This is a genomic window from Sphingomonas sp. AP28, assembly GCF_056680455.1.
Map to the genome: position 1 here is coordinate 2,960,242 of NZ_CM155283.1, position 18,550 is coordinate 2,978,791.

Here is an 18,550-nt window from a genome sequence, read left to right on the forward strand (position 1 = left end):
CCTACGCCGCCTCCGCCGGCAGCGTCGTCCAGCCCAGCCCTGGGATTGTGATCGAGCGTTTGCCGGCCAGATCGGTGCGGCAGACGATCAGTTCGCGGCTCTCTATGTAGCCGATCAGCCGCTTCACCCGGCCAAGCGAACTCGTACCATACGTCGCTGCGATGCGCGCGTCAGACGGGCAAGGCTCGCCTTCACGTGCCGCGCGGGCCACCAAAAGGAACGCGCCGAGCATGTCGTCGGGCAGGCCGCTCGCCACGTCGAGTGCCGCCGTCCACGCCTCGTCCGTCATGTCGAAAATACCGGCGCGGGCGCAGCTCAGCCGCCGCACGAAGCCGGGCAGGTCGAGCGGCGGCTTGGCGAGGCCCCCCATCCGGCAGCGCACCTGGAAATCCTGGAACAGCACCGATGGCGGACGCAGCGTCGACTCCGGATCCTCGACGATCGCGCGGAAGACGTCGGCGTAGACCGCCTCGACCTCGTCGTCGGTCTTCTCAGGCGGCGGCGGCGCGGCGGTGCGCGGTTCGGGCGGGCGGGCGATGCCGTCGAGCAGTTCCTCCGCCGGCACGCGACGCGGGCGCGAATCGAACATCAGGCCGAGTTCGGGGGCATCGACCACCGGTTCGGACAGCAGGTCCTGCAGGTCCATCGGCGCGGCGCTGGGGAGGGGGGTGAGCTTCGGGCTGCCGCTCCGCGCAGACGTCGCGACGTCGCCGATCTTCACGGTGATCGGACGCCGCGACACCGCCGGACCGAGCGCCATGAACGTGCCGCGCTGGAGATCGCGAATCGCTTCGGCCTGGCGCCGTTCCATGCCGAGCAGATCCGCCGCACGCGCCATGTCGATATCGAGGAAAGTGCGGCCCATCAGGAAGTTCGACGCTTCCGCCGCGACGTTCTTCGCCAGCTTCGCCAGGCGCTGGGTCGCGATCACCCCGGCGAGGCCGCGTTTACGGCCGCGGCACATCAGGTTGGTCATTGCCGCCAGCGACGCGCGGCGTACCTCTTCTGACACTTCGCCACCGGTCACCGGTGCGAACATCTGCGCTTCGTCGACCACCACCAGCACCGGGTACCAATGCTCGCGTGGTGCATCGAACAGCGCGGACAGGAACGACGCGGCGCAGCGCATCTGGCCCTCGACCTCAAGCCCCTCAAGGCTCAGCACGGCGGATGTCCGGTGTTCGCGCAACCGCGTAGCAATCCGCGAAATCTCGCGTTCGCTGTAGTCGCCCGCCTCGATCACTACATGACCATGCGGTCCGGCGAGCGTCACGAAGTCACCTTCCGGATCGATCACGATCTGCTGGACATGCCCCGCCGATCGCTCGAGCAAGCGGCGCAGCAGATGCGATTTCCCCGAGCCCGAATTGCCCTGCACCAACAGGCGGGTGGCGAGTAGTTCCTCCAGGTCGACGCCGACGGCAGTACCATTGCCGTCGGTGCCCATATTCACGCTAACCGTCATGCCGCGCGTTTGGCAGGTGCGGGCGCATGGGAGCAAGGAGTCTTTGTCGCTTCCGTCGCAAGCGGGGGCTTTGCGCGCTGGCATAATCCGCAATCCCGGCTAGGGCGCGACTCATGGCCACGAAACAATCCCTGCTCGCCGACCTTTCGCAGCGACTGCTCGGCAAGGCGCCGGGCGACCTCGACGACGAGGAGCGCCGCGTTCTCGCCGGCATCGAGGCGGGGACCACCGTCAGCCGTGACGCCGCCGACGTCTCGGACGAGCAATCGACGTTCGGCGAGCGGCTGTCGGACCGCGTCGCGGCGATTGGCGGGTCATGGGGGTTCATCATCGCGTTCAGCGCGGTGCTGATCGGCTGGATGCTGCTGAATTCGGACATCCTCGCGCATTTCGGGCGGGCGTTCGATCCGTATCCCTACATCTTCCTCAACCTGCTGCTGTCGACCGTGGCCGCGATCCAGGCGCCGGTGATCATGATGAGCCAGAACCGGCAATCGGCGAAGGACCGGCTCGCGGCGAGCCTCGACTACGAGACCAACCTGCGCGCCGAGCTCGACATTTTGCGCGTGCATCACAAGATCGATCATCTGGTGCTCGCCCGGCTCGACGCGATCGAGGCGAAGATCGACGCCCTTGCGGGCTTGGGAACCGACGGTCTGGCGAAATCCGCGCCTGACGCCTAAGAGCGGGGCCATCAGCTAAAGAGGCACCGATGGCAGGCCATTCCAAATACAAGAATATCATGTACCGCAAGGGCGCGCAGGACAAGAAGCGCTCGTCGGCGTTCAGCAAGCTCAGCCGGGAAATCACGGTCGCGGCCAAGATGGGCCTGCCCGATGTCGACATGAATCCACGCCTGCGCGCGGCGGTCAACGCGGCCAAGGCGGCGTCGCTGCCCAAGGAGAACATCCAGCGCTCGATCGACAAGGCGAGCCGCGGCGATGCGGAGAATTACGAAGAAATCCGCTACGAGGGCTTCGGCCCCGGCGGCGTGTCGCTGATCATCGAGGCGCTGACCGACAACCGCAACCGCACCGCGACCAACGTGCGTGTCGCGGTCGGCAAGAACGGCGGCAACCTCGGCGCGGGCGGTTCGGTCAGCCACGCGTTCGACCGGGTCGGGCTGATCTCGTATCCGGCGAGCGCAGGCGATGCCGACACGGTGTTCGAAGCGGCGTTGGAGGCTGGCGCCGAGGACGTTACGTCGAGCGAGGACGGCCATGAAGTCTGGACCGCGCAGGGCGACCTGCACGAAGTGGCCAAGGCCTTGGAAGCCAAGCTCGGCGAGGCCGAAGGCGCGAAGCTCGCCTGGCGTCCGCAGGTGATGGTCGCGGTCGGTGCGGACGATGCGGCGACGCTGTTCAAGCTGATCGACGCGCTCGACGACGACGACGACGTGCAGACCGTCTGGGGCAATTACGAAATCTCCGACGAGATCATGGAAACGCTCAGTTGAGATGAAGAAGGTTGGTTCACGCGGAGACGCGGAGACGCGGAGAGTTGTGCTTCGCGGCGATGTCCTCCGCGCCAGCGGCCTCATTTCTGCCGGCCGGCCCGGAGAACTGAAAGTCCCGCTGACGCGAGACGATCGCCAAGAACGCACCCCCTCCGCGTCTCCGCGTCTCCGCGCGAACCAACCTTCTCCTTTCTCGTGATCATCCTCGGACTAGACCCCGGCCTCGGCACCACAGGCTGGGGAGTCATCCGTGCGGACGGCAACCGCCTGAGCCATATCGCCAACGGCCAGATCAAGACCGATCCGTCGATGGCGCTCCCCCGCCGCCTCACCGCGCTCTACAACGCGCTGATCGACGTCATCCGCACCGAGCGCCCCGACGGCGCGGCGGTCGAGGAAGTGCTAGGCAACACCAACGCGCAGTCGACGCTGAAGCTCGGCCAAGCACGCGGTGTCGTCCTGCTCGCGGCGGCGGGCGCTGGGCTGCATATCGGCGAATACCACCCGTCGACGGTCAAGAAAGGCGTCGTCGGCACTGGCGGCGCGGACAAGAAGCAGATCCAGGCGATGATGGCGGTGCTGCTACCGGGTGCGAAACTCGCCGGCCCCGATGCCGCGGACGCGTTGGCGGTCGCCATTACCCATGCCCATCACGTCGCAAGCGCTGCCGCTCTGGCGCGTCGTAGTGGTATGGGTACCTGAGTTTCTGGCATAGCCCAACCAACGGATGACGGGGTCTTTCGGGTCGAGCGCCCGTAGCATTGTTTATCGCGTGAGAAGAACCCAGATCACGCCAATATCCACTCGGACAAATTCGGTTCATTTTGGACGAGATCGTAGCCTATCTGCCTAAAGTATATATCAATCAAGTTTTGATAGCCAAGCCCGTACCGCTGTGGCAGCGCGCTCATGAAGATTAATTTAGATTAAGGGCGGCGCGATGCTTGTCGAACACGTACGAGGTGGAACGAACAGCAACAATGTTCCGGCCTCGGCGTTTGCGATGCCCGCGGGCATGACGATGCGGTACGATCTGCCCGATCCCGCGCTGTCCGAGTATTTGACGGGGTATGCGATCTACGCCTCGAACGACCGTACGCCGATGCTCAACTGGTATCTGCCGGCACCGGCGATGATCTCCGTGCTGGTCGACGCCGGGCCGCTGACCGTGTCGGTCGGCAACCATCGCTTCGGCCCGCTCGATCGTGCGAGCTTCTACGGCCCGACCAGCCGCGCCTTCCGGACCGAGACGCGTGGCGGGATCGCCGTGGGCATTGGCCTCAGCGCGCTCGGCTGGTCGCGGCTCACCGCGCGGTCGGCGGGCGAGTTCCACAACCGCGTCGTGCCGCTCAGTTCGGCGCTGAGGTCGGATCTCTCCGCGCGGCTGGTCGAAGGGCTCGACGCGCTCGACGACGACACGATGATCAAGCCGTTGCTCGATGCGGTGTTCGGCGCGTTTTTCACCCGTCCGCACCCGCGCGAGGATCTGATCCGCGCGTTCACCGCGTTGACCGTCACCGACGGCGTGATCGAGATGAAAGAGGTCGCCGACCGTCTCGACATCCCGACGCATGAACTGCGGCGCATGGCAACGCGCCACTTCGGCATGCCGCCAAAGCTGTTGCTGAGGCGCGCGCGGTTCCTGCGATCGTTCATCAGCCTGATCCGGACGGACGGCATGGCGGACTATTCAAAGATCGACAGCAGCTATTTCGACGCCTCGCATTTCCTCCGCGATGCCGGCACGTTTCTCGGCACGACCCCGCGCCGCTTCATCGCGTCCGACACCGTATTCCTGCGCGCCAGCCTGCGTGCCCGCGCGATGGTGATCGGCGCGCCGACCCAGGCGCTGCACGAAGCCGCGAAGGCCGCTGCGCCCGTCCAGAACCGTCCGACGGGCGAGCAGGGTCGTCCGCAACCGAACGCCTGACCGGCGTGCGCGTCGATCGAGCCGGGAAGCCGGTATTTTGACGGGATGACGTCGCGCCGTCGATGTTCTACCGCCTGATCCAATGATCGTGCATCTCAAAGGACGGCTGGACTCGACCGGCATCGACCATGCCGTGATCGACGTCGGCGGCGTCGGCTATCTGGTCGGCGCCTCGGCGCGCACGCTGTCGGCCTTAGGCCCGATAGGTGAGGCTTGTACCGTGTTCACCGAATTGCTGGTGGGCGAGGATTTCCAGCGGCTCGTGGGGTTCTCCAGCGCGGACGAGCGCGACTGGTTCCGGTTGCTGACTGGCGTGCAGGGGGTCGGTGCCCGCGTTGCGCTGGCGATCCTGTCGGCGCTGGAGCCGGTCGATTTGAGCCGTGCGATCGCCAGTGGCGACAAAGCGATGGTCGCGCGCGCCAACGGCGTCGGACCCAAGCTCGCCCAGCGTATCGTAATGGAATTGAAGGACAAGGTCGGCGGCATCGCGCTTGGTCTCGGACCGGCGGTAGTCAACGCTGCGCCCGGCGCGTCCGCGGATGCGGTGTCGGCGCTACTCAACCTCGGGTTCCGCCCGAACGAGGCGAGCGTCGCGGTGGCCGCAGCGGACGAGGAGCTGGGGCCGGGGGCCTCACTCGACGCGCTGGTCCGGCTGGCGCTGCGCAAGGCGTCGAAGTCGTAGGGTTCGGACTCGTTCAGTCCGCTCTTAACCCTCCGCTCGCTCCCACCTTCCGTTCGTGCTGAGCGAAGTCGAAGCACCTTCTCTTGGGGCACACCCTTCGACTTCGTTCAAGGCGAACCGAAAGGGGGACTTAGTTTCCCAAAAGTCCCCGTCTCAGAGTGCAGTCGGCAGCGGTCGTCCGGCAAAATGCGCATCGAGGTTCGCAACCACCAACGCCGCCATCGCCGCCCGCCCATCGACCGTCGCGCTACCCTGATGCGGTGACAGGACAACCTGATCCAGCGCCTTGAGCGCGTCGGGAACCGCAGGTTCGTCGGCGAACACATCGAGCCCCGCCCCAGCGATCGTCCCGTTCTGAAGCGCCGCCACCAGCGCCGGTTCGTCGACCAGACTACCCCGAGCGATGTTGACGAAAATACCGTCCTCGCCAAGCGCCCCGAGAACATCCGCGTCCACGATATGCGACGTCGCGTCACCCCCGGGTGCGGCAACGATCAGCACATCGCACGCCGCCGCAAGCGAAGCGATGTCGGCATGGAACACGCCCGCGAAATCCGGCTTGGCGGAGCGCGCGGTATAATGGAGCTCCCTCGCAAACGGCGCAGCACGCCTCGCGATGGCCTTGCCGATCCGGCCCAGCCCGAAGATCCCGATCCGCCGCCCGCTAGCCCGGCGCGCGAGATCGACCTGCCACCCGCCGTCCCGCACCGCACGGTCGTTCGCGACGATCCGCCGCTGCACCGCCAGCATAAGCCCGATCGCAAGGTCCGCGACGTCGTCGGTCAGCACGTCCGGCGTCGTCGTCACAGCGATGCCGCGTGCCTTGGTCGCGGCAAGGTCGATCCCGTTGTAACCGACGCCGTGGATCGCGATGATCTCCAGCGCGGGAAGGCGATCGAGCAGCGCCGCATCCACCACGCTGCTCCCGCCACCGACGATCGCGCGCGTCGTCGCCGGCGGATCCTTGCGGTGCAGCGTAAAGCGCTCGGCGAGCGTCGCCTCCAGCTTGGCCGAGACTCCGCCCAGCAGATACAAATCGGGATGCGAGGTTTCGTTGGTCATCCTACACTTATAGCCGCCTTGCCCCCTTCACCGCGAGCGCGCTATCGCAGGGTGTGACCGATACAGACCGCATCCTGACTGCCGCCAAGCGTCCCGAAGACGTCGACGCCGCGCTGCGCCCGAAGACGCTCGACGAATTCGTCGGGCAGAAGGCCGCACGCGAGAATTTGCGCATCTTCATCCAGGCCGCAAAATCGCGTGGCGATGCGCTCGATCACGTGCTGTTCTTCGGCCCGCCGGGGCTCGGTAAAACGACGCTCGCGCAGATCGTCGCGCGCGAGATGGGGGTGGGCTTCCGCGCCACCTCGGGCCCGGTGATCGCCAAGTCGGGCGATCTCGCTGCGCTGCTCACCAATCTCGAGGATGGCGACGTGCTGTTCATCGACGAGATCCACCGGTTGCAGCCCGCGGTCGAAGAGGTGCTCTACCCCGCGATGGAAGACCGTGCGCTCGACCTGATGATCGGCGAGGGGCCGAGCGCGCGATCGGTGCGGATCGACCTGCCGCGGTTCACGCTGATCGGCGCGACGACGCGGCAGGGGTTGCTGACGACGCCGCTGCGCGATCGCTTCGGCATCCCGGTGCGGCTGCAATTCTACACGGTCGAGGAGCTGGAGCGCGTCGTCACGCGCGCGGCGGGGTTGCTCGGACTGGGGATCGCCAAGGACGGCGCGATGGAGATCGCGCGCCGCGCCCGCGGGACGCCGCGCATCGCCGGGCGTCTGCTGCGACGCGTGCGTGATTTCGCCAATGTCGCTGGACACGAGACGGTCGACGCGCGGGCTGCGGATGCAGCGCTCAACCGGCTGGAGGTCGATTCGCTCGGGCTCGATGCGATGGACCGCCGCTATCTGATGATGATCGCCGACATCTACCGCGGTGGCCCAGTCGGCGTGGAGACCCTTGCGGCAGGCCTCAGCGAGCCGCGTGACACGATCGAGGAAGTGATCGAGCCGTATCTGATCCAGTTGGGCCTGATCGCGCGCACCGCTCGTGGTCGGTTCCTGAACGCAGGCGGCTGGAAGCATCTGGGTCTGAACCCACCAGCCGGAAGCCAGGACGGCCTGTTCGACACCTGACTTCTCACCCCTCCCTGAAAGGGAGGGGCAGGGGGTGGGTCGGCTTCCGCATACCGAGACCGCGGTGGCTCAAACGAGCCGACCCACCCCCAACCCCTCCCTTCCAGGGAGGGGAGAAGCCATAATCAACAAACACTTGTAAGAATCCACACCGCCAGATCGATCGAACTTCACCCCAACACTGCTTTTGTTGCGTGGCACCCAAGCGTTTCATCTGATAGCCAACGCGAATGCCCCTTTCGGCCGCCGCCTCCGCCCGCGAAATCCTCACCAGCCTTCACGACGTGATGGCGTCGCGCACCTCCGCGCAAGCCAAGCTGAACGCCGTCGTCGGCATCATCGCCACCGCGATCGACAGCGAAGTCTGCTCGATCTACCTGTTGCGCGAAGGCGTGCTCGAACTGTTCGCGACCCGCGGCCTCGATCAGGCTGCCGTTCACGTCACCAAGCTCGCGCTCGGCGAAGGCCTCGTCGGCACCATTGCCGAGGATGTCGAAGTGCTCAACCTCGACGAAGCCGCAAGCCACCCCGACTTCGCCTACAAGCCCGAGACCGGCGAGGACCGCTTCCACAGTTTCGCCGGCGTGCCGATCATCCGCCGCGAACGCTCCGTGGGCGTCCTGGCCGTCCAGCACACCGACCGTCGCCGATATGCCGACGTCGAGATCGAGGCGTTGCAGACGGTCGCGATGGTGCTCTCCGAACTGATCGCCAACGCAGGTCTGATCGACACCACTGGCGGCGGCGCGGACCGGCCGCAGTCGACCGCGGCGATGCGCATCCCCGGCCAGAAGCTCGTCGACGGCATGGGCGCAGGCTTTGCGGTCTACCACCAGCCGCGCATCCACATCGAGCACACCGTTGCCGAGGACACCGATGCCGAGCGCCACCGCGTCTACGCGGCGTTCGACAAGATGCGCGAAGGCATCGACCGGATGACGCGCGAGGCGGAATTCGGGGTCGGCGGCGAGCACGTCGAAGTGCTCCAGACCTACAAGATGTTCGCGTACGACGAGGGCTGGGCGCGCCGCATCAACGAGGCGATCGACTCCGGCCTGACCGCAGAGGCGGCGATCGAACGCGTCCAGCAACGCACCCGCCAGCGCATGCGCCAGATCGACGATCCGCTGCTCGCCGACCGGATGCACGATCTGGAGGATCTGTCGAACCGGCTGCTCCGCATCGTCTCGGGCCAGATGGGCACCGCCGCGCAAATGGGCCTTCGCCAGGACACCATCCTCATCGCGCGCAACCTCGGTCCGGCCGAACTGCTCGAATATGACAAGCGCCGGCTGAAGGGCGTGATCCTCGAAGAAGGCTCGCTCACCGCGCACGTCACGATCGTCGCGCGCGCGATGGGCGTACCCGTACTCGGCCGCGTGCGCGACATCCGCCGCCTCGTGGCGGAGGGCGACATGCTGTTGCTCGACAGCGCGGAAAGCAACGTCTTCGCCCGACCCTCGGCGGCAATGGAGGAAGCGTTCGAAGCGCGGCTCGCGATGCGCCAGAAGCGCAAGGCGGCGTTCGCGGCTTTGCGTGACGTGCCCCCGATCACCAAGGACGGCCATCGGCTGACCCTAATGGTCAACGCAGGCCTGCGCGACGACGTCGCCGCGCTCGACGTGACCGGCGCGGACGGCATCGGCCTGTTCCGCACCGAATTCCAGTTCCTCGTCTCCGCTACGCTGCCGCAGCGCGAGCGTCAGCAGCGGCTCTACCGCGAAGTCCTCGACGCGGCCGGCGATCGCCCGGTGATCTTCCGCACCGTCGATATCGGCGGCGACAAGGCGCTGCCGTATCTCAACAAGGAAGATTCCGACGAAGAGAACCCGGCAATGGGCTGGCGCGCGCTGCGCCTCGGCCTGGAGCGCGACGGGTTGATGAAGGTCCAGGCGCGCGCCCTCCTAGAAGCCGCCGCCGGTCGCACGCTCAACGTGATGTTCCCGATGGTCAGCGAGCCGTGGGAGTTCGACGAGGCGCGCGCGCTGTTCGAGGCACAGCGGACCTGGCTCGAAGGACGCGGGCGGAAGATGCCGCTGGCGATCCGCTACGGCGCGATGCTGGAGGTGCCGGCGCTCGCCGAAATGCTCGACATCCTGCTGCCGAAGATCGAGTTCCTGTCGATCGGCACTAACGACCTGACGCAGTTCCTGTTCGCCGCCGATCGCGCGAATCCAAAGCTCGCCGAGCGCTACGACTGGCTCAGCCCGTCGATCCTCCGCTTCATCGCACGGCTGGTCGCGCCGGTCCGCGATGCCTCGGTCGATCTGGCGGTCTGCGGTGAGATGGGTGGGCGTCCGCTGGAGGCAATGGCGCTGATCGGGCTCGGCATCGAGCGGCTGTCGATCACCCCCGCCGCGGTCGGCCCGATCAAGGCGATGACTCGCTCGCTCGATCGCGCCGCGCTCACCGCATACATGGCAGGACTGCTGGCCAACCCGCCGCGCGACATGCGCGGTGCGCTGACGACCTGGGCGACCGAGAACGGCGTCGAAATCGTCTGATCCGGGGAAAGCTGCGGTTAAGACGTTCGGTGCGTTGACACGGCTAAGGGCCTCTGAAAGACGGGTGCCATGGCGGGCAACGCTACGCGCCCGCGCTCGGAGATAAGAATGGACGAGGTCGAAACCGGCCAGAACGCAGCACCGGCTCAACCAGAGCGTGCTGGCGACATTCTCCGCAAGGCGCGCGAGGCGCAGGGCCTGACCGTCGCGGATATCGCGACGCGTACCCGCGTGCCGTTGCGTCACCTCGAAGCGATCGAGGCATCCGATTATTCGACGCTGCCGTCCTCGACCTACGCGGTCGGGTTCAGCCGCGCCTATGCACGCGCGATGGGCATCGACGAGGTGCAGATCGCGAACATCGTCCGTAGTGACGTCGCCAAGCTGGGCAGCAAGAAGCCCGAATACGAACTCTACGAGATGACCGATCCGTCGCGCGTGCCCTCGCGCGGGCTCGCGATCGTCGCGCTGGGGATCGCGATCGCGATGCTGGTGCTGGTCGGGCTCTGGTACGGAACCGACATGTTCCGCGGTTCGAACAACGCCTCGACCACGACGCCGATCGCCGAGACCGCGCCGAACCCCGCCGCGCAGACCGCGCAACCGGTCCCTGCGCCGGCCACGCCTGCCAACGGGCAGGTCACGCTGACCGCCTCGGACGAGGTATGGATGCGCGTCTACGATGCCGACAACAAGACGCTGTACCTAGGCACGATGAAGCCCGGTGAGAAGTTCGACGTGCCGAAGGACGCCAAGGATCCGAAGATCAACATCGGTCGCGCGGACAAGCTGGCGGTGACGCTTAACGGCGCCGCTGCCCCTGCGCTCGGCACCGGCGAGCGCGCGATCAAGGACGTGTCCGTGGGGGCGCCGGCGATTGCCGCGCGGATCGCCGGCACGCCCGAGCCTCAGACGACGCCTGCCGCGACCGAAGCGACGCCGACGTCGACGCGGTCGTCCGAGCGATCGCGTACCGCCAACCGCCCGCGTACGCCACGTCGTCGGCTGAGCGAGACGCAGCGCGCCAACCTCGACGCCGCCGCCAACCCGCCGCCTGCCGCTACGGCAACGCCCAATCCATAATGGCGGCAGACCGGCGCCAGGGTCTTAAGGCTGGCGACAGGATGGGTAGTGCAGCTATACCCGGACGATTAACCAATCACCGGGGGGTGTGACCCATGCGTAAGTCAATTCTGGTCGGCGTCTGCCTCGCGGCGCTGTTGCCCGCTGCCGTACAGGCACAAAACGTCGAGGGTCGCGTCGGCAAGCTTGAGAGCGAAATGCGCGCGGTCCAGCGGAAAGTCTTCCCGGGCGGTGCGGGCCAGATGCTCCAGCCCGAAGTCCGCGCGCCGCAGAGCGAGCAGGGCCCCGGGCCCGGCTCACCCGCGACCAGCGCGCTCGCCGACGTGAACCAGCGCGTCACGTCGCTCGAACAGCAGATGACCTCGCTCACCGAGCAGATCGAGCAGAACCAGAACCGCACGCGCCAGTTGCAGGACGCGTTCGACAATTACCGCCGCTCGAACGACGCGCGGCTGAAGACGCTCGAGACCGGTCCCGCACCGATCGCGACGGGTGCGGGGACTGGCGGCCCGATCGAATCCGATGACCAGTCGAGCGGCCCCTCGCGCCCGACCGCGCGCCCTGAAGCGGCGAGCAAGCCCGGCGCGGCGACACCGACCAGGGTCTCGGTCGAGAAGCCCTCGACCGGCGATCCGGCGGAGGACGAGTATATGTACGGCTATCGCCTCTGGGCGGCCAAGCAATACCCGCAGGCTGAGGCCCAGCTGAAGAAGGTCGTCGCCGAATACCCGAAGAGCAAGCGTGCCAGCTACGCGCAGAACCTGCTCGGCCGGTCGTATCTCGACGAGGGCAAGCCGAGCCTCGCGTCGATGGCGTTCTACGACAATTACAAGAAGATGCCCGAGGGGGAGCGCGCGCCGGACAGCTTGCTGTATCTGGGGCAGGCGCTGACCAAGCTCAGCAAGCCGGCGGATGCCTGCAAGGTGTATGACGAGCTGAACGACGTCTACGGCGCGAAGATGGCGTCGGCGATGAAGGGGCAGGTTGCCGCTGGGCGCAGCGCGGCGAAGTGCAAGTAAGCGATATCTTTATGGTTAAGCGTGACCGCCTGTTCGTGTCTGCACCTCGCGAACCGGCCCCACCCCGGCGGAGGCCGGGGCCCAGTTGGAAAGGTCGCAGTAACGGATCGCAGCGCTCGATCAGCAACGTTTCCCAACTGGGTCCCGGCCAACGCCGGGGTGGACTTTTTACGATGATGACGCTCGCCGCATGACCGAAGAAGGACGCCGCTTCGCCGCCGCCTTCGCGCGCCTCGCCAGCGACATCGTCAACCCGCTGTTCGCCGTCTCCGGCGGCCCCGACAGCATGGCGATGCTCACCCTCGCGCACGAAGCCCTGCCGCCCGGCTTCACGGTCGCCAGCATCGACCACCGCCTTCGTCCCGAAGCGGTGGAGGAGTCCGCCATGGTCGCCGCGCATTGCGCAGCGCTCGGCATTCCACACGCCACGCTCGCCCCCAGCGAACCGATCACCGGCGCGAGCATCCAGGCGCAGGCGCGCACCACGCGCTACGCCCTCCTCACCGACCACGTCCGTGCGATCGGGGCAGGGGCGCTCGTCACCGGCCACCACGCCGACGATCAGGCCGAGACCTTCCTCATGCGCGCCGCGCGCGGGTCGGGTTTAGCCGGCCTCGCCGGTGTCCGCGCCCGCACCGAAGTCCACGGCGTCACGGTCATCCGCCCCTTGCTCGACTGGCGCCGCGCCGAGCTCCGTGCGATCGTCCGTCGCGCCGAAGTGCCGTTCTTCGACGACCCCTCGAACCACGACGACCGCCACGATCGCACCCGCTTCCGTCGGTTGCTCGACCAGAACGAATGGCTCGGCACGCCCAACCTCGCGCGCGCCGCCGCCGCGCTTGCCGAGACCGACACCGACGTCCGCGCGATGGTCGAGTGGATCTGGACCGAACGCGCCAAGGTCGGTGGCGGCGAGGTGAAGCTCGCGGTCGAGAAGCTGCCCCGCGAAATCCTCCGCCGCCTCGCGCGCCGCGCGATCGGCACGGTCCGCAAAGACGCCGGCATCGTCGCGCCCGAATGGACCGAGGCGGCCAATATCGAAAGCCTGCTCGACTCGCTGATGACCGGCAAGCGCACCACGCAGGCCGGGATCATCGCCAGCGTCCGCGGCGACGTCTGGCGGTTCCGCGAAGCCCCACCGCGCAGAACTGCGTAACGTGCCGGTCCGTTCACACTGATCAACGCAAGTCGCGCGTTGTTCCATTGCCATTAACCTGCGGGCGCTTATCTTGTGCGCTGAAAGGTATCGTGCACCCATGAGCGACAACGACAACCGCGGTCAGAAGCCCCAGGGCCCCGGAAACGGCGGCCCCGAGAACGGCGGCGGCAATCCTTGGATGAAGAGCCTGTTGATATGGGTCGGCATCCTGCTCGCGCTGGCGCTGTTCGTGACCATGTTCGACGGCCGCACCGCGGCGTCGGGTGGCAATACGATCGCGTATTCGGCGTTCCTCGACAAGGTCGACGAGGGCACCGTCAAGGACGTCAACATCTCGCGCGATATCATCTCGGGGACGTTGTCCTCGGGCGAGAAGTTCAAGTCGTACCCCATCCCGGATTCGACGCTCGTGCCGAAGCTGCGCGAGAAGGGCGTCTCGATTAGCGCGAAGCCCGAAGAGGGCCCGTCGATGCTTGCGCTGCTCCTGTATCAGTCGCTGCCGTTCCTGCTGTTCCTCGGCATCGCGTTCTTCGTGTTGAAGCAGATGCAGAAGAACTCGGGTTCCGGTGCGATGGGCTTCGGCAAGTCGCGTGCCAAGATGCTGACGCAGAAGGAAGGCAAGGTCACCTTCCAGGACGTCGCTGGCATCGACGAGGCTCGCGAAGAGCTTGAGGAGATCGTCGAGTTCCTGAAGGACCCGACCAAGTTCGCGCGTCTTGGTGGCAAGATCCCCAAGGGCGCGCTGCTGGTCGGTTCGCCCGGTACCGGCAAGACGTTGCTCGCCCGCGCAATCGCGGGTGAGGCTGGCGTGCCGTTCTTCACGATCTCGGGTTCCGATTTCGTCGAGATGTTCGTCGGTGTCGGTGCGAGCCGTGTCCGCGACATGTTCGAGCAGGCGAAGAAGTCCGCACCGTGCATCGTCTTCATCGACGAGATCGACGCAGTCGGTCGTCATCGCGGTGCCGGTCTCGGCAACGGCAATGACGAGCGTGAGCAGACGCTGAACCAGTTGCTGGTCGAAATGGACGGCTTCGAGGCGAACGAAGGCATCATCATCATCGCCGCCACCAACCGTCCCGACGTGCTCGACCCCGCGTTGCTTCGTCCGGGCCGGTTTGATCGCCAGGTCACGGTACCGCGGCCGGATATCGAGGGTCGTATCAAGATCCTCGAAGTCCACATGAAGAAGGTGCCGCTCGCGCCCGACGTCGATGCACGCGTCATCGCACGCGGTACGCCCGGCTTCTCGGGTGCCGATCTCGCCAACCTCGTCAACGAAGCGGCGCTGCATGCGGCGCGCAAGGGCAAGCGTCTGGTGGCGATGGCCGAGTTCGAGGAGGCCAAGGACAAGGTCATGATGGGCGCAGAGCGTCGCAGCATGGTCATGACCGACGACGAGAAGCGGATGACCGCGTATCATGAGGCCGGCCACGCCGTCGTCGCGATGCACGAGGCGGCATCGGATCCGATCCATAAGGCGACGATCATCCCGCGCGGTCGCGCGCTGGGCATGGTCATGCGTCTGCCCGAGCGCGACTCGTACAGCTATCACCGCGACAAGATGTACGCGAACCTCGCGGTCTCGATGGGCGGCCGCGTCGCTGAGGAAGTCATCTTCGGCTACGACAAGGTTTCGAGCGGAGCCTCGGGCGACATTCAGTACGCCACGGGTCTGGCCCGCGACATGGTCACGCGTTGGGGCATGTCGGACAAGGTCGGCCCGCTGGAATACGGTGAGCCCGAGGGCGAATCCTTCCTCGGTTACTCGTCAAGCCGTCCGTCGCGCATGTCGAACCAGACCGCGCAGTTGATCGACGACGAGATCAAGCGGATCGTCGAAGGTGGTCTCGACCGCGCCAAGCAGGTGCTGAGCGATCACGTCGACCAGCTTCACACCGTGGCCGGCGCGTTGCTCGAGTTCGAGACGCTGACCGGTGACGAGATCAAGAGGCTGATCGCCGGCGAGGATCTCGATCGTCCGGATCCGGGCGCGAAGGCGTCGACCGTCCCGCGTGCGGGGACGTCGATCCCCAAGACCCGTCGTCCGTCGGGACCATTCGGTACGCCAACCCCTTTGGGGGCGTGATCCGGTTCACCGGGCAGTCACCTAAGTAGCTCTATGGGCGGTCTTTTCTCGGAAAGGCCGCCCATGTCGTATTCGCGTTCCAAGGCTGTGACCGCAGCGCTACTTATGGTCGGCGCGGCAATGCCGGCGAGCGCGGCGATGACCGTCGGCACCTTCCTGGCCCGCGCCAACGCGTTGCGTGACCAGGGCCCGATGGCGCTCATGTCCCCCGACCTTCCTGCACTGAAGGCCGAAGCCAAGGCCGCAACCAATCAGTTGAAGGCAGAACGCGCCGCCCGCGCCGCCGCCGGCAAGCCACCGATCGCCTGCGTTCCGGAAGGCGAGTCCGTCGGCATCATGGACATGCTCGACGGCCTCAACGAACTCCCCGCCAGCTACCAGAAGCGCCCCCTCAAGGACGGCTACGCCCGCGTCCTGGCGAACCTCTACCCCTGCCGCTGAGGTATCTGGGGGAGGTTGAGCAGGTCTTCTTTCATCCGTTCGCCCTGAGCGAAGTCGAAGGACATGCCCCGCACGCAGGTGCTTCGACCTCGCTCAGCACGAACGGGGGTTGGCAAAACCCGCCTGATAACGTTCAGTCCGTCAGCCCATGCAGCAACAACAGCACGGTAAACGCGAGCAAGACCGTGAACGCGAACGTCAACAGCGCCACCGTTCGCCAAGCCGCCGACCACTTCCGCAACTCGTAAGCCCCACGAAGCTGCGCGAACATATGGACTGGCGGCACGCACATCGCGGCCATCACGATCCAGCCCTCTGCGACGCCGATCACGCCCGCGATGATCAACACGATCGTCAGCAGCATCATGAACGCGAGCGAATAGGTCACGAAGATCGCGTGGTCGTAGAGGTGATGTTGGCGTCGCCAGAGGAAAAGAAGCGCCATGAACGGCACGGATAACGGAATCAGGCCCCAGCTGTATTTATACGCGCTGGTCTGCAGCTTGTAGAACATAAGGCCCGGATTGCCGTTCGCCTTGGCGATGCCGTGGTCCAGCCGTTCCCAGCCGGTCTTGAAATCGCCTAGGTCGACCAGCGTACCGTTGGCGCCGCCATTCTGCATATCGGCCGCGACCCCGAGCGCACGGACAGTAGTACGCAGCGTGCTCGCCTGCCGATCGAGCGTGGCAAGCTGTTCACTCGAATATTTGGCGGGCGCACGCTTCGCAACCTCCTGCTGCGCCTCGACATTGTTCAGCGCGAGGCGAGCCCTGGCGGCCTCGTGTGCATAGTCGGACGTCTTGCCGGTGCGATCGTCCCGGATGAAGTCCTTCGTCATTTCCCCGCCGACCGCGCCGATCGTCGCGAACATCAGGAAGACGGTGAACAGGAACAGCGCCAGCGGCGACACGAACCGCGCCCGCTCGCCATTGACGTACCGCCGCGTGAGCGCACCCGGATGCAGCACAAGCAGCGGCAAGGTCCGCCATATCTTGCCTTCGAAATGGAAAACCCCATGAGCAATCTCATGCCCGATCCCGCCGAGCGAGCGGTGGACATGCGCCGATTGGCCGCAGGCATGGCAGTGCTCGCCTAACAACCGCGTCCCGCAATTGAGGCACAGCGCGCCGTCCGGACCGTGGCCGGTTTGCGCAACCTGTGCCTCACCCGCGCTTGGTTCGAACGCGCGCCCGACGACTGTCCCCGTGGCGATATCCGCCGCTGCTCCGATATCCCCAGTCATGCGTCCCCCTGCAATATCGGCAGCGTAACGAGTTCGCGACGTTGGCGCGAGAGGCTTCGCATGGTAGTGCGTGCGGCATGGCCGACGCAGAGAATCCGACCGAACTGATCGCCGAAATGGGCCGCCGCGCGCGATCTGCTGCGTTGGTGCTGGCGTCGATGCCGTCCACGCGGAAGGCCGCGGCGCTGGCATCGGCGGCCAGGTCGATCCGGGCAGCATCGGCGACGATCGTTGCGGCGAATGTCGAAGATATGACGCGCGCAGCCGAGGCAGGTCTGTCGGGCGCGCTGCTGGACCGGTTGCGGCTTGACGAGGCGCGGGTCGCGGCGATGGCGGACGGCGTAGCGGCGGTAGCGGCGCTCGCCGATCCCGTCGGGCAGGTGATCGACTCCAGCGAGCGTCCGAACGGCCTGAAGCTCTCGCGCGTCCGTGTGCCGATCGGCGTCATCGGCATTATCTACGAAAGCCGCCCCAACGTCACCGCGGACGCTGCGGCGTTGTGCGTGATGGCCGGCAACGCAGCGATCCTGCGCGGCGGGTCCGAGGCGGTGAGGAGCAACCGTGCGATCCATGCAGCGCTGGTCGAGGGACTGAAAGCGGGTGGCGTGCCCGTGGAGGCGGTACAACTCGTGCCGACCACCGATCGCGCGGCGGTCGGCGCCATGCTCAAGGCTGACGGGGCGATCGACCTGATCATCCCCCGCGGCGGCAAGAGCCTCGTGGCGCGCGTGCAGGACGAAGCCCGCGTGCCTGTCCTCGCGCATCTCGACGGCATCAACCATGTCTATGTCGACGCGTCGGCAAATCCTGCGATGGCGGCGGCGGTCGTCGTCGACGCGAAGATGCGCCGCACCGGCGTCTGCGGTTCGATGGAAACGCTGCTGATCGATCGGGATTACGCGGAGTCAGCCACCTTAATCCAAAGTCTCGCAGCAACGGGCTGTAAAGTCCGTGGAGACGCAAGCGCGCGCGTGCTCGTTCCCGAGATCGCCGCCGCCGACGCCGCCGACTGGGACACCGAATATCTCAACGCGATTGCCTCGGTCGCGATCGTCGACGGCATCGACGCGGCGATCGCGCATATCGCCCGCCACGGCTCGCACCACACCGATGCGATCGTCGCCGAAGACGCCGCCGTTGCCGAGCGCTTCCTGACCTCAATCGACAGTGCGATCGTTCTCTGGAACGCGTCCACCCAGTTCGCCGACGGCGGCGAGTTCGGCCTCGGCGCGGAGATCGGTATCGCCACCGGCCGCCTCCACGCCCGCGGCCCGGTCGCGCTCGAAGGCCTCACCACCTACAAATGGATCGGCCGTGGCACCGGCCAGGTGCGCGGTTGAT

The 18,550-nt window shown here is 66.4% G+C and carries 16 protein-coding genes; 13 read left to right on the forward strand and 3 right to left on the reverse strand.

Annotation, left to right across the window (positions count from 1 at the left end; all coding sequences use genetic code 11):
* Position 1 precedes the first annotated feature (1 nt).
* On the reverse strand, positions 2 to 1,465 hold the full coding sequence (locus tag AC1MH0_RS13655; RefSeq protein ID WP_056051716.1) for a helicase HerA domain-containing protein: 1,464 nt from the start codon (positions 1,463 to 1,465) through the stop codon (positions 2 to 4).
* A 113-nt stretch (positions 1,466 to 1,578) separates the two neighbouring features.
* Between AC1MH0_RS13655 and AC1MH0_RS13660 the strand changes: the two genes are divergently transcribed.
* From AC1MH0_RS13660 to ruvA, 5 genes are all read left to right on the forward strand, one after another.
* Positions 1,579 to 2,148 carry a DUF1003 domain-containing protein gene (locus AC1MH0_RS13660; protein WP_480963225.1) on the forward strand — a complete coding sequence of 190 codons (570 nt, stop codon included), beginning with the start codon at positions 1,579 to 1,581 and terminating at the stop codon, positions 2,146 to 2,148.
* 29 nt (positions 2,149 to 2,177) lie between these two features.
* Positions 2,178 to 2,921, forward strand: a complete 744-nt coding sequence (locus AC1MH0_RS13665) for a YebC/PmpR family DNA-binding transcriptional regulator (RefSeq protein ID WP_480963226.1) — start codon at positions 2,178 to 2,180, stop codon at positions 2,919 to 2,921.
* A gap of 195 nt (positions 2,922 to 3,116) precedes the next feature.
* Positions 3,117 to 3,623 carry a crossover junction endodeoxyribonuclease RuvC gene (gene ruvC, locus AC1MH0_RS13670; protein ID WP_480963227.1) on the forward strand — a complete coding sequence of 169 codons (507 nt, stop codon included), beginning with the start codon at positions 3,117 to 3,119 and terminating at the stop codon, positions 3,621 to 3,623.
* Positions 3,624 to 3,936: 313 nt separating this feature from the next.
* Positions 3,937 to 4,851, forward strand: coding sequence for a hypothetical protein (locus tag AC1MH0_RS13675; RefSeq protein ID WP_480963228.1), 915 nt, complete (start codon positions 3,937 to 3,939; stop codon positions 4,849 to 4,851).
* Between the two features lie 82 nt (positions 4,852 to 4,933).
* The gene (gene ruvA, locus AC1MH0_RS13680) at positions 4,934 to 5,533 is read left to right on the forward strand and encodes a Holliday junction branch migration protein RuvA (RefSeq protein WP_107963179.1); all 600 of its coding nucleotides are present in this window, start codon (positions 4,934 to 4,936) and stop codon (positions 5,531 to 5,533) included.
* Between the two features lie 153 nt (positions 5,534 to 5,686).
* Here the strand turns inward: ruvA and AC1MH0_RS13685 are convergent, their stop codons facing one another.
* On the reverse strand, positions 5,687 to 6,595 hold the full coding sequence (locus AC1MH0_RS13685; RefSeq protein ID WP_480963229.1) for a 2-hydroxyacid dehydrogenase: 909 nt from the start codon (positions 6,593 to 6,595) through the stop codon (positions 5,687 to 5,689).
* A gap of 53 nt (positions 6,596 to 6,648) precedes the next feature.
* On the opposite strand from AC1MH0_RS13685, the gene ruvB reads away from it, so the two are divergent.
* The 7 genes from ruvB (at position 6,649) to AC1MH0_RS13720 (ending at position 15,966) form a co-directional block, all read left to right on the forward strand.
* Positions 6,649 to 7,674: a Holliday junction branch migration DNA helicase RuvB gene (gene ruvB / locus AC1MH0_RS13690; RefSeq protein WP_120299517.1), complete on the forward strand. Its 1,026-nt coding sequence runs from the start codon at positions 6,649 to 6,651 to the stop codon at positions 7,672 to 7,674.
* 230 nt (positions 7,675 to 7,904) lie between these two features.
* Entirely contained in the window at positions 7,905 to 10,178 is a 2,274-nt protein-coding gene (ptsP, locus tag AC1MH0_RS13695) for a phosphoenolpyruvate--protein phosphotransferase (protein ID WP_480963230.1), read from the forward strand.
* Between the two features lie 108 nt (positions 10,179 to 10,286).
* Positions 10,287 to 11,261 (forward strand): helix-turn-helix domain-containing protein, encoded by a 975-nt coding sequence (locus AC1MH0_RS13700; protein WP_480963231.1) that lies wholly within the window; start codon positions 10,287 to 10,289, stop codon positions 11,259 to 11,261.
* Positions 11,262 to 11,356: 95 nt separating this feature from the next.
* Positions 11,357 to 12,280: a hypothetical protein gene (locus tag AC1MH0_RS13705; protein WP_480963232.1), complete on the forward strand. Its 924-nt coding sequence runs from the start codon at positions 11,357 to 11,359 to the stop codon at positions 12,278 to 12,280.
* Positions 12,281 to 12,470: 190 nt separating this feature from the next.
* Positions 12,471 to 13,436: a tRNA lysidine(34) synthetase TilS gene (tilS, locus tag AC1MH0_RS13710; RefSeq protein WP_480963233.1), complete on the forward strand. Its 966-nt coding sequence runs from the start codon at positions 12,471 to 12,473 to the stop codon at positions 13,434 to 13,436.
* A 100-nt stretch (positions 13,437 to 13,536) separates the two neighbouring features.
* Positions 13,537 to 15,525 (forward strand): ATP-dependent zinc metalloprotease FtsH, encoded by a 1,989-nt coding sequence (ftsH, locus tag AC1MH0_RS13715; RefSeq protein ID WP_480963234.1) that lies wholly within the window; start codon positions 13,537 to 13,539, stop codon positions 15,523 to 15,525.
* Positions 15,526 to 15,588: 63 nt separating this feature from the next.
* Positions 15,589 to 15,966, forward strand: a complete 378-nt coding sequence (locus tag AC1MH0_RS13720; RefSeq protein WP_480963235.1) for a hypothetical protein — start codon at positions 15,589 to 15,591, stop codon at positions 15,964 to 15,966.
* Positions 15,967 to 16,099: 133 nt separating this feature from the next.
* On the opposite strand, the gene AC1MH0_RS13725 is transcribed toward AC1MH0_RS13720, so the two are convergent.
* Entirely contained in the window at positions 16,100 to 17,209 is a 1,110-nt protein-coding gene (locus AC1MH0_RS13725) for a DUF3667 domain-containing protein (RefSeq protein ID WP_480963236.1), read from the reverse strand.
* A gap of 77 nt (positions 17,210 to 17,286) precedes the next feature.
* Between AC1MH0_RS13725 and AC1MH0_RS13730 the strand changes: the two genes are divergently transcribed.
* Complete coding sequence (locus tag AC1MH0_RS13730; RefSeq protein WP_480963237.1) at positions 17,287 to 18,549, forward strand: glutamate-5-semialdehyde dehydrogenase; 1,263 nt, start codon at positions 17,287 to 17,289, stop codon at positions 18,547 to 18,549.
* Position 18,550 lies beyond the last annotated feature (1 nt).

Coding starts and splice junctions, on each gene's coding strand:
- AC1MH0_RS13655 (WP_056051716.1), bottom strand. CDS start 1,465: ATGACGGTTAGCGTGAATATGGGCACCGACGGCAATGGTACTGCCGTC.
- ptsP (WP_480963230.1), top strand. CDS start 7,905: ATGCCCCTTTCGGCCGCCGCCTCCGCCCGCGAAATCCTCACCAGCCTT.
- AC1MH0_RS13725 (WP_480963236.1), bottom strand. CDS start 17,209: ATGACTGGGGATATCGGAGCAGCGGCGGATATCGCCACGGGGACAGTC.
- tilS (WP_480963233.1), top strand. CDS start 12,471: ATGACCGAAGAAGGACGCCGCTTCGCCGCCGCCTTCGCGCGCCTCGCC.
- AC1MH0_RS13730 (WP_480963237.1), top strand. CDS start 17,287: ATGGCCGACGCAGAGAATCCGACCGAACTGATCGCCGAAATGGGCCGC.
- ruvA (WP_107963179.1), top strand. CDS start 4,934: ATGATCGTGCATCTCAAAGGACGGCTGGACTCGACCGGCATCGACCAT.
- AC1MH0_RS13665 (WP_480963226.1), top strand. CDS start 2,178: ATGGCAGGCCATTCCAAATACAAGAATATCATGTACCGCAAGGGCGCG.
- AC1MH0_RS13660 (WP_480963225.1), top strand. CDS start 1,579: ATGGCCACGAAACAATCCCTGCTCGCCGACCTTTCGCAGCGACTGCTC.
- ftsH (WP_480963234.1), top strand. CDS start 13,537: ATGAGCGACAACGACAACCGCGGTCAGAAGCCCCAGGGCCCCGGAAAC.
- AC1MH0_RS13720 (WP_480963235.1), top strand. CDS start 15,589: ATGTCGTATTCGCGTTCCAAGGCTGTGACCGCAGCGCTACTTATGGTC.
- AC1MH0_RS13675 (WP_480963228.1), top strand. CDS start 3,937: ATGACGATGCGGTACGATCTGCCCGATCCCGCGCTGTCCGAGTATTTG.
- AC1MH0_RS13685 (WP_480963229.1), bottom strand. CDS start 6,595: ATGACCAACGAAACCTCGCATCCCGATTTGTATCTGCTGGGCGGAGTC.
- AC1MH0_RS13700 (WP_480963231.1), top strand. CDS start 10,287: ATGGACGAGGTCGAAACCGGCCAGAACGCAGCACCGGCTCAACCAGAG.
- AC1MH0_RS13705 (WP_480963232.1), top strand. CDS start 11,357: ATGCGTAAGTCAATTCTGGTCGGCGTCTGCCTCGCGGCGCTGTTGCCC.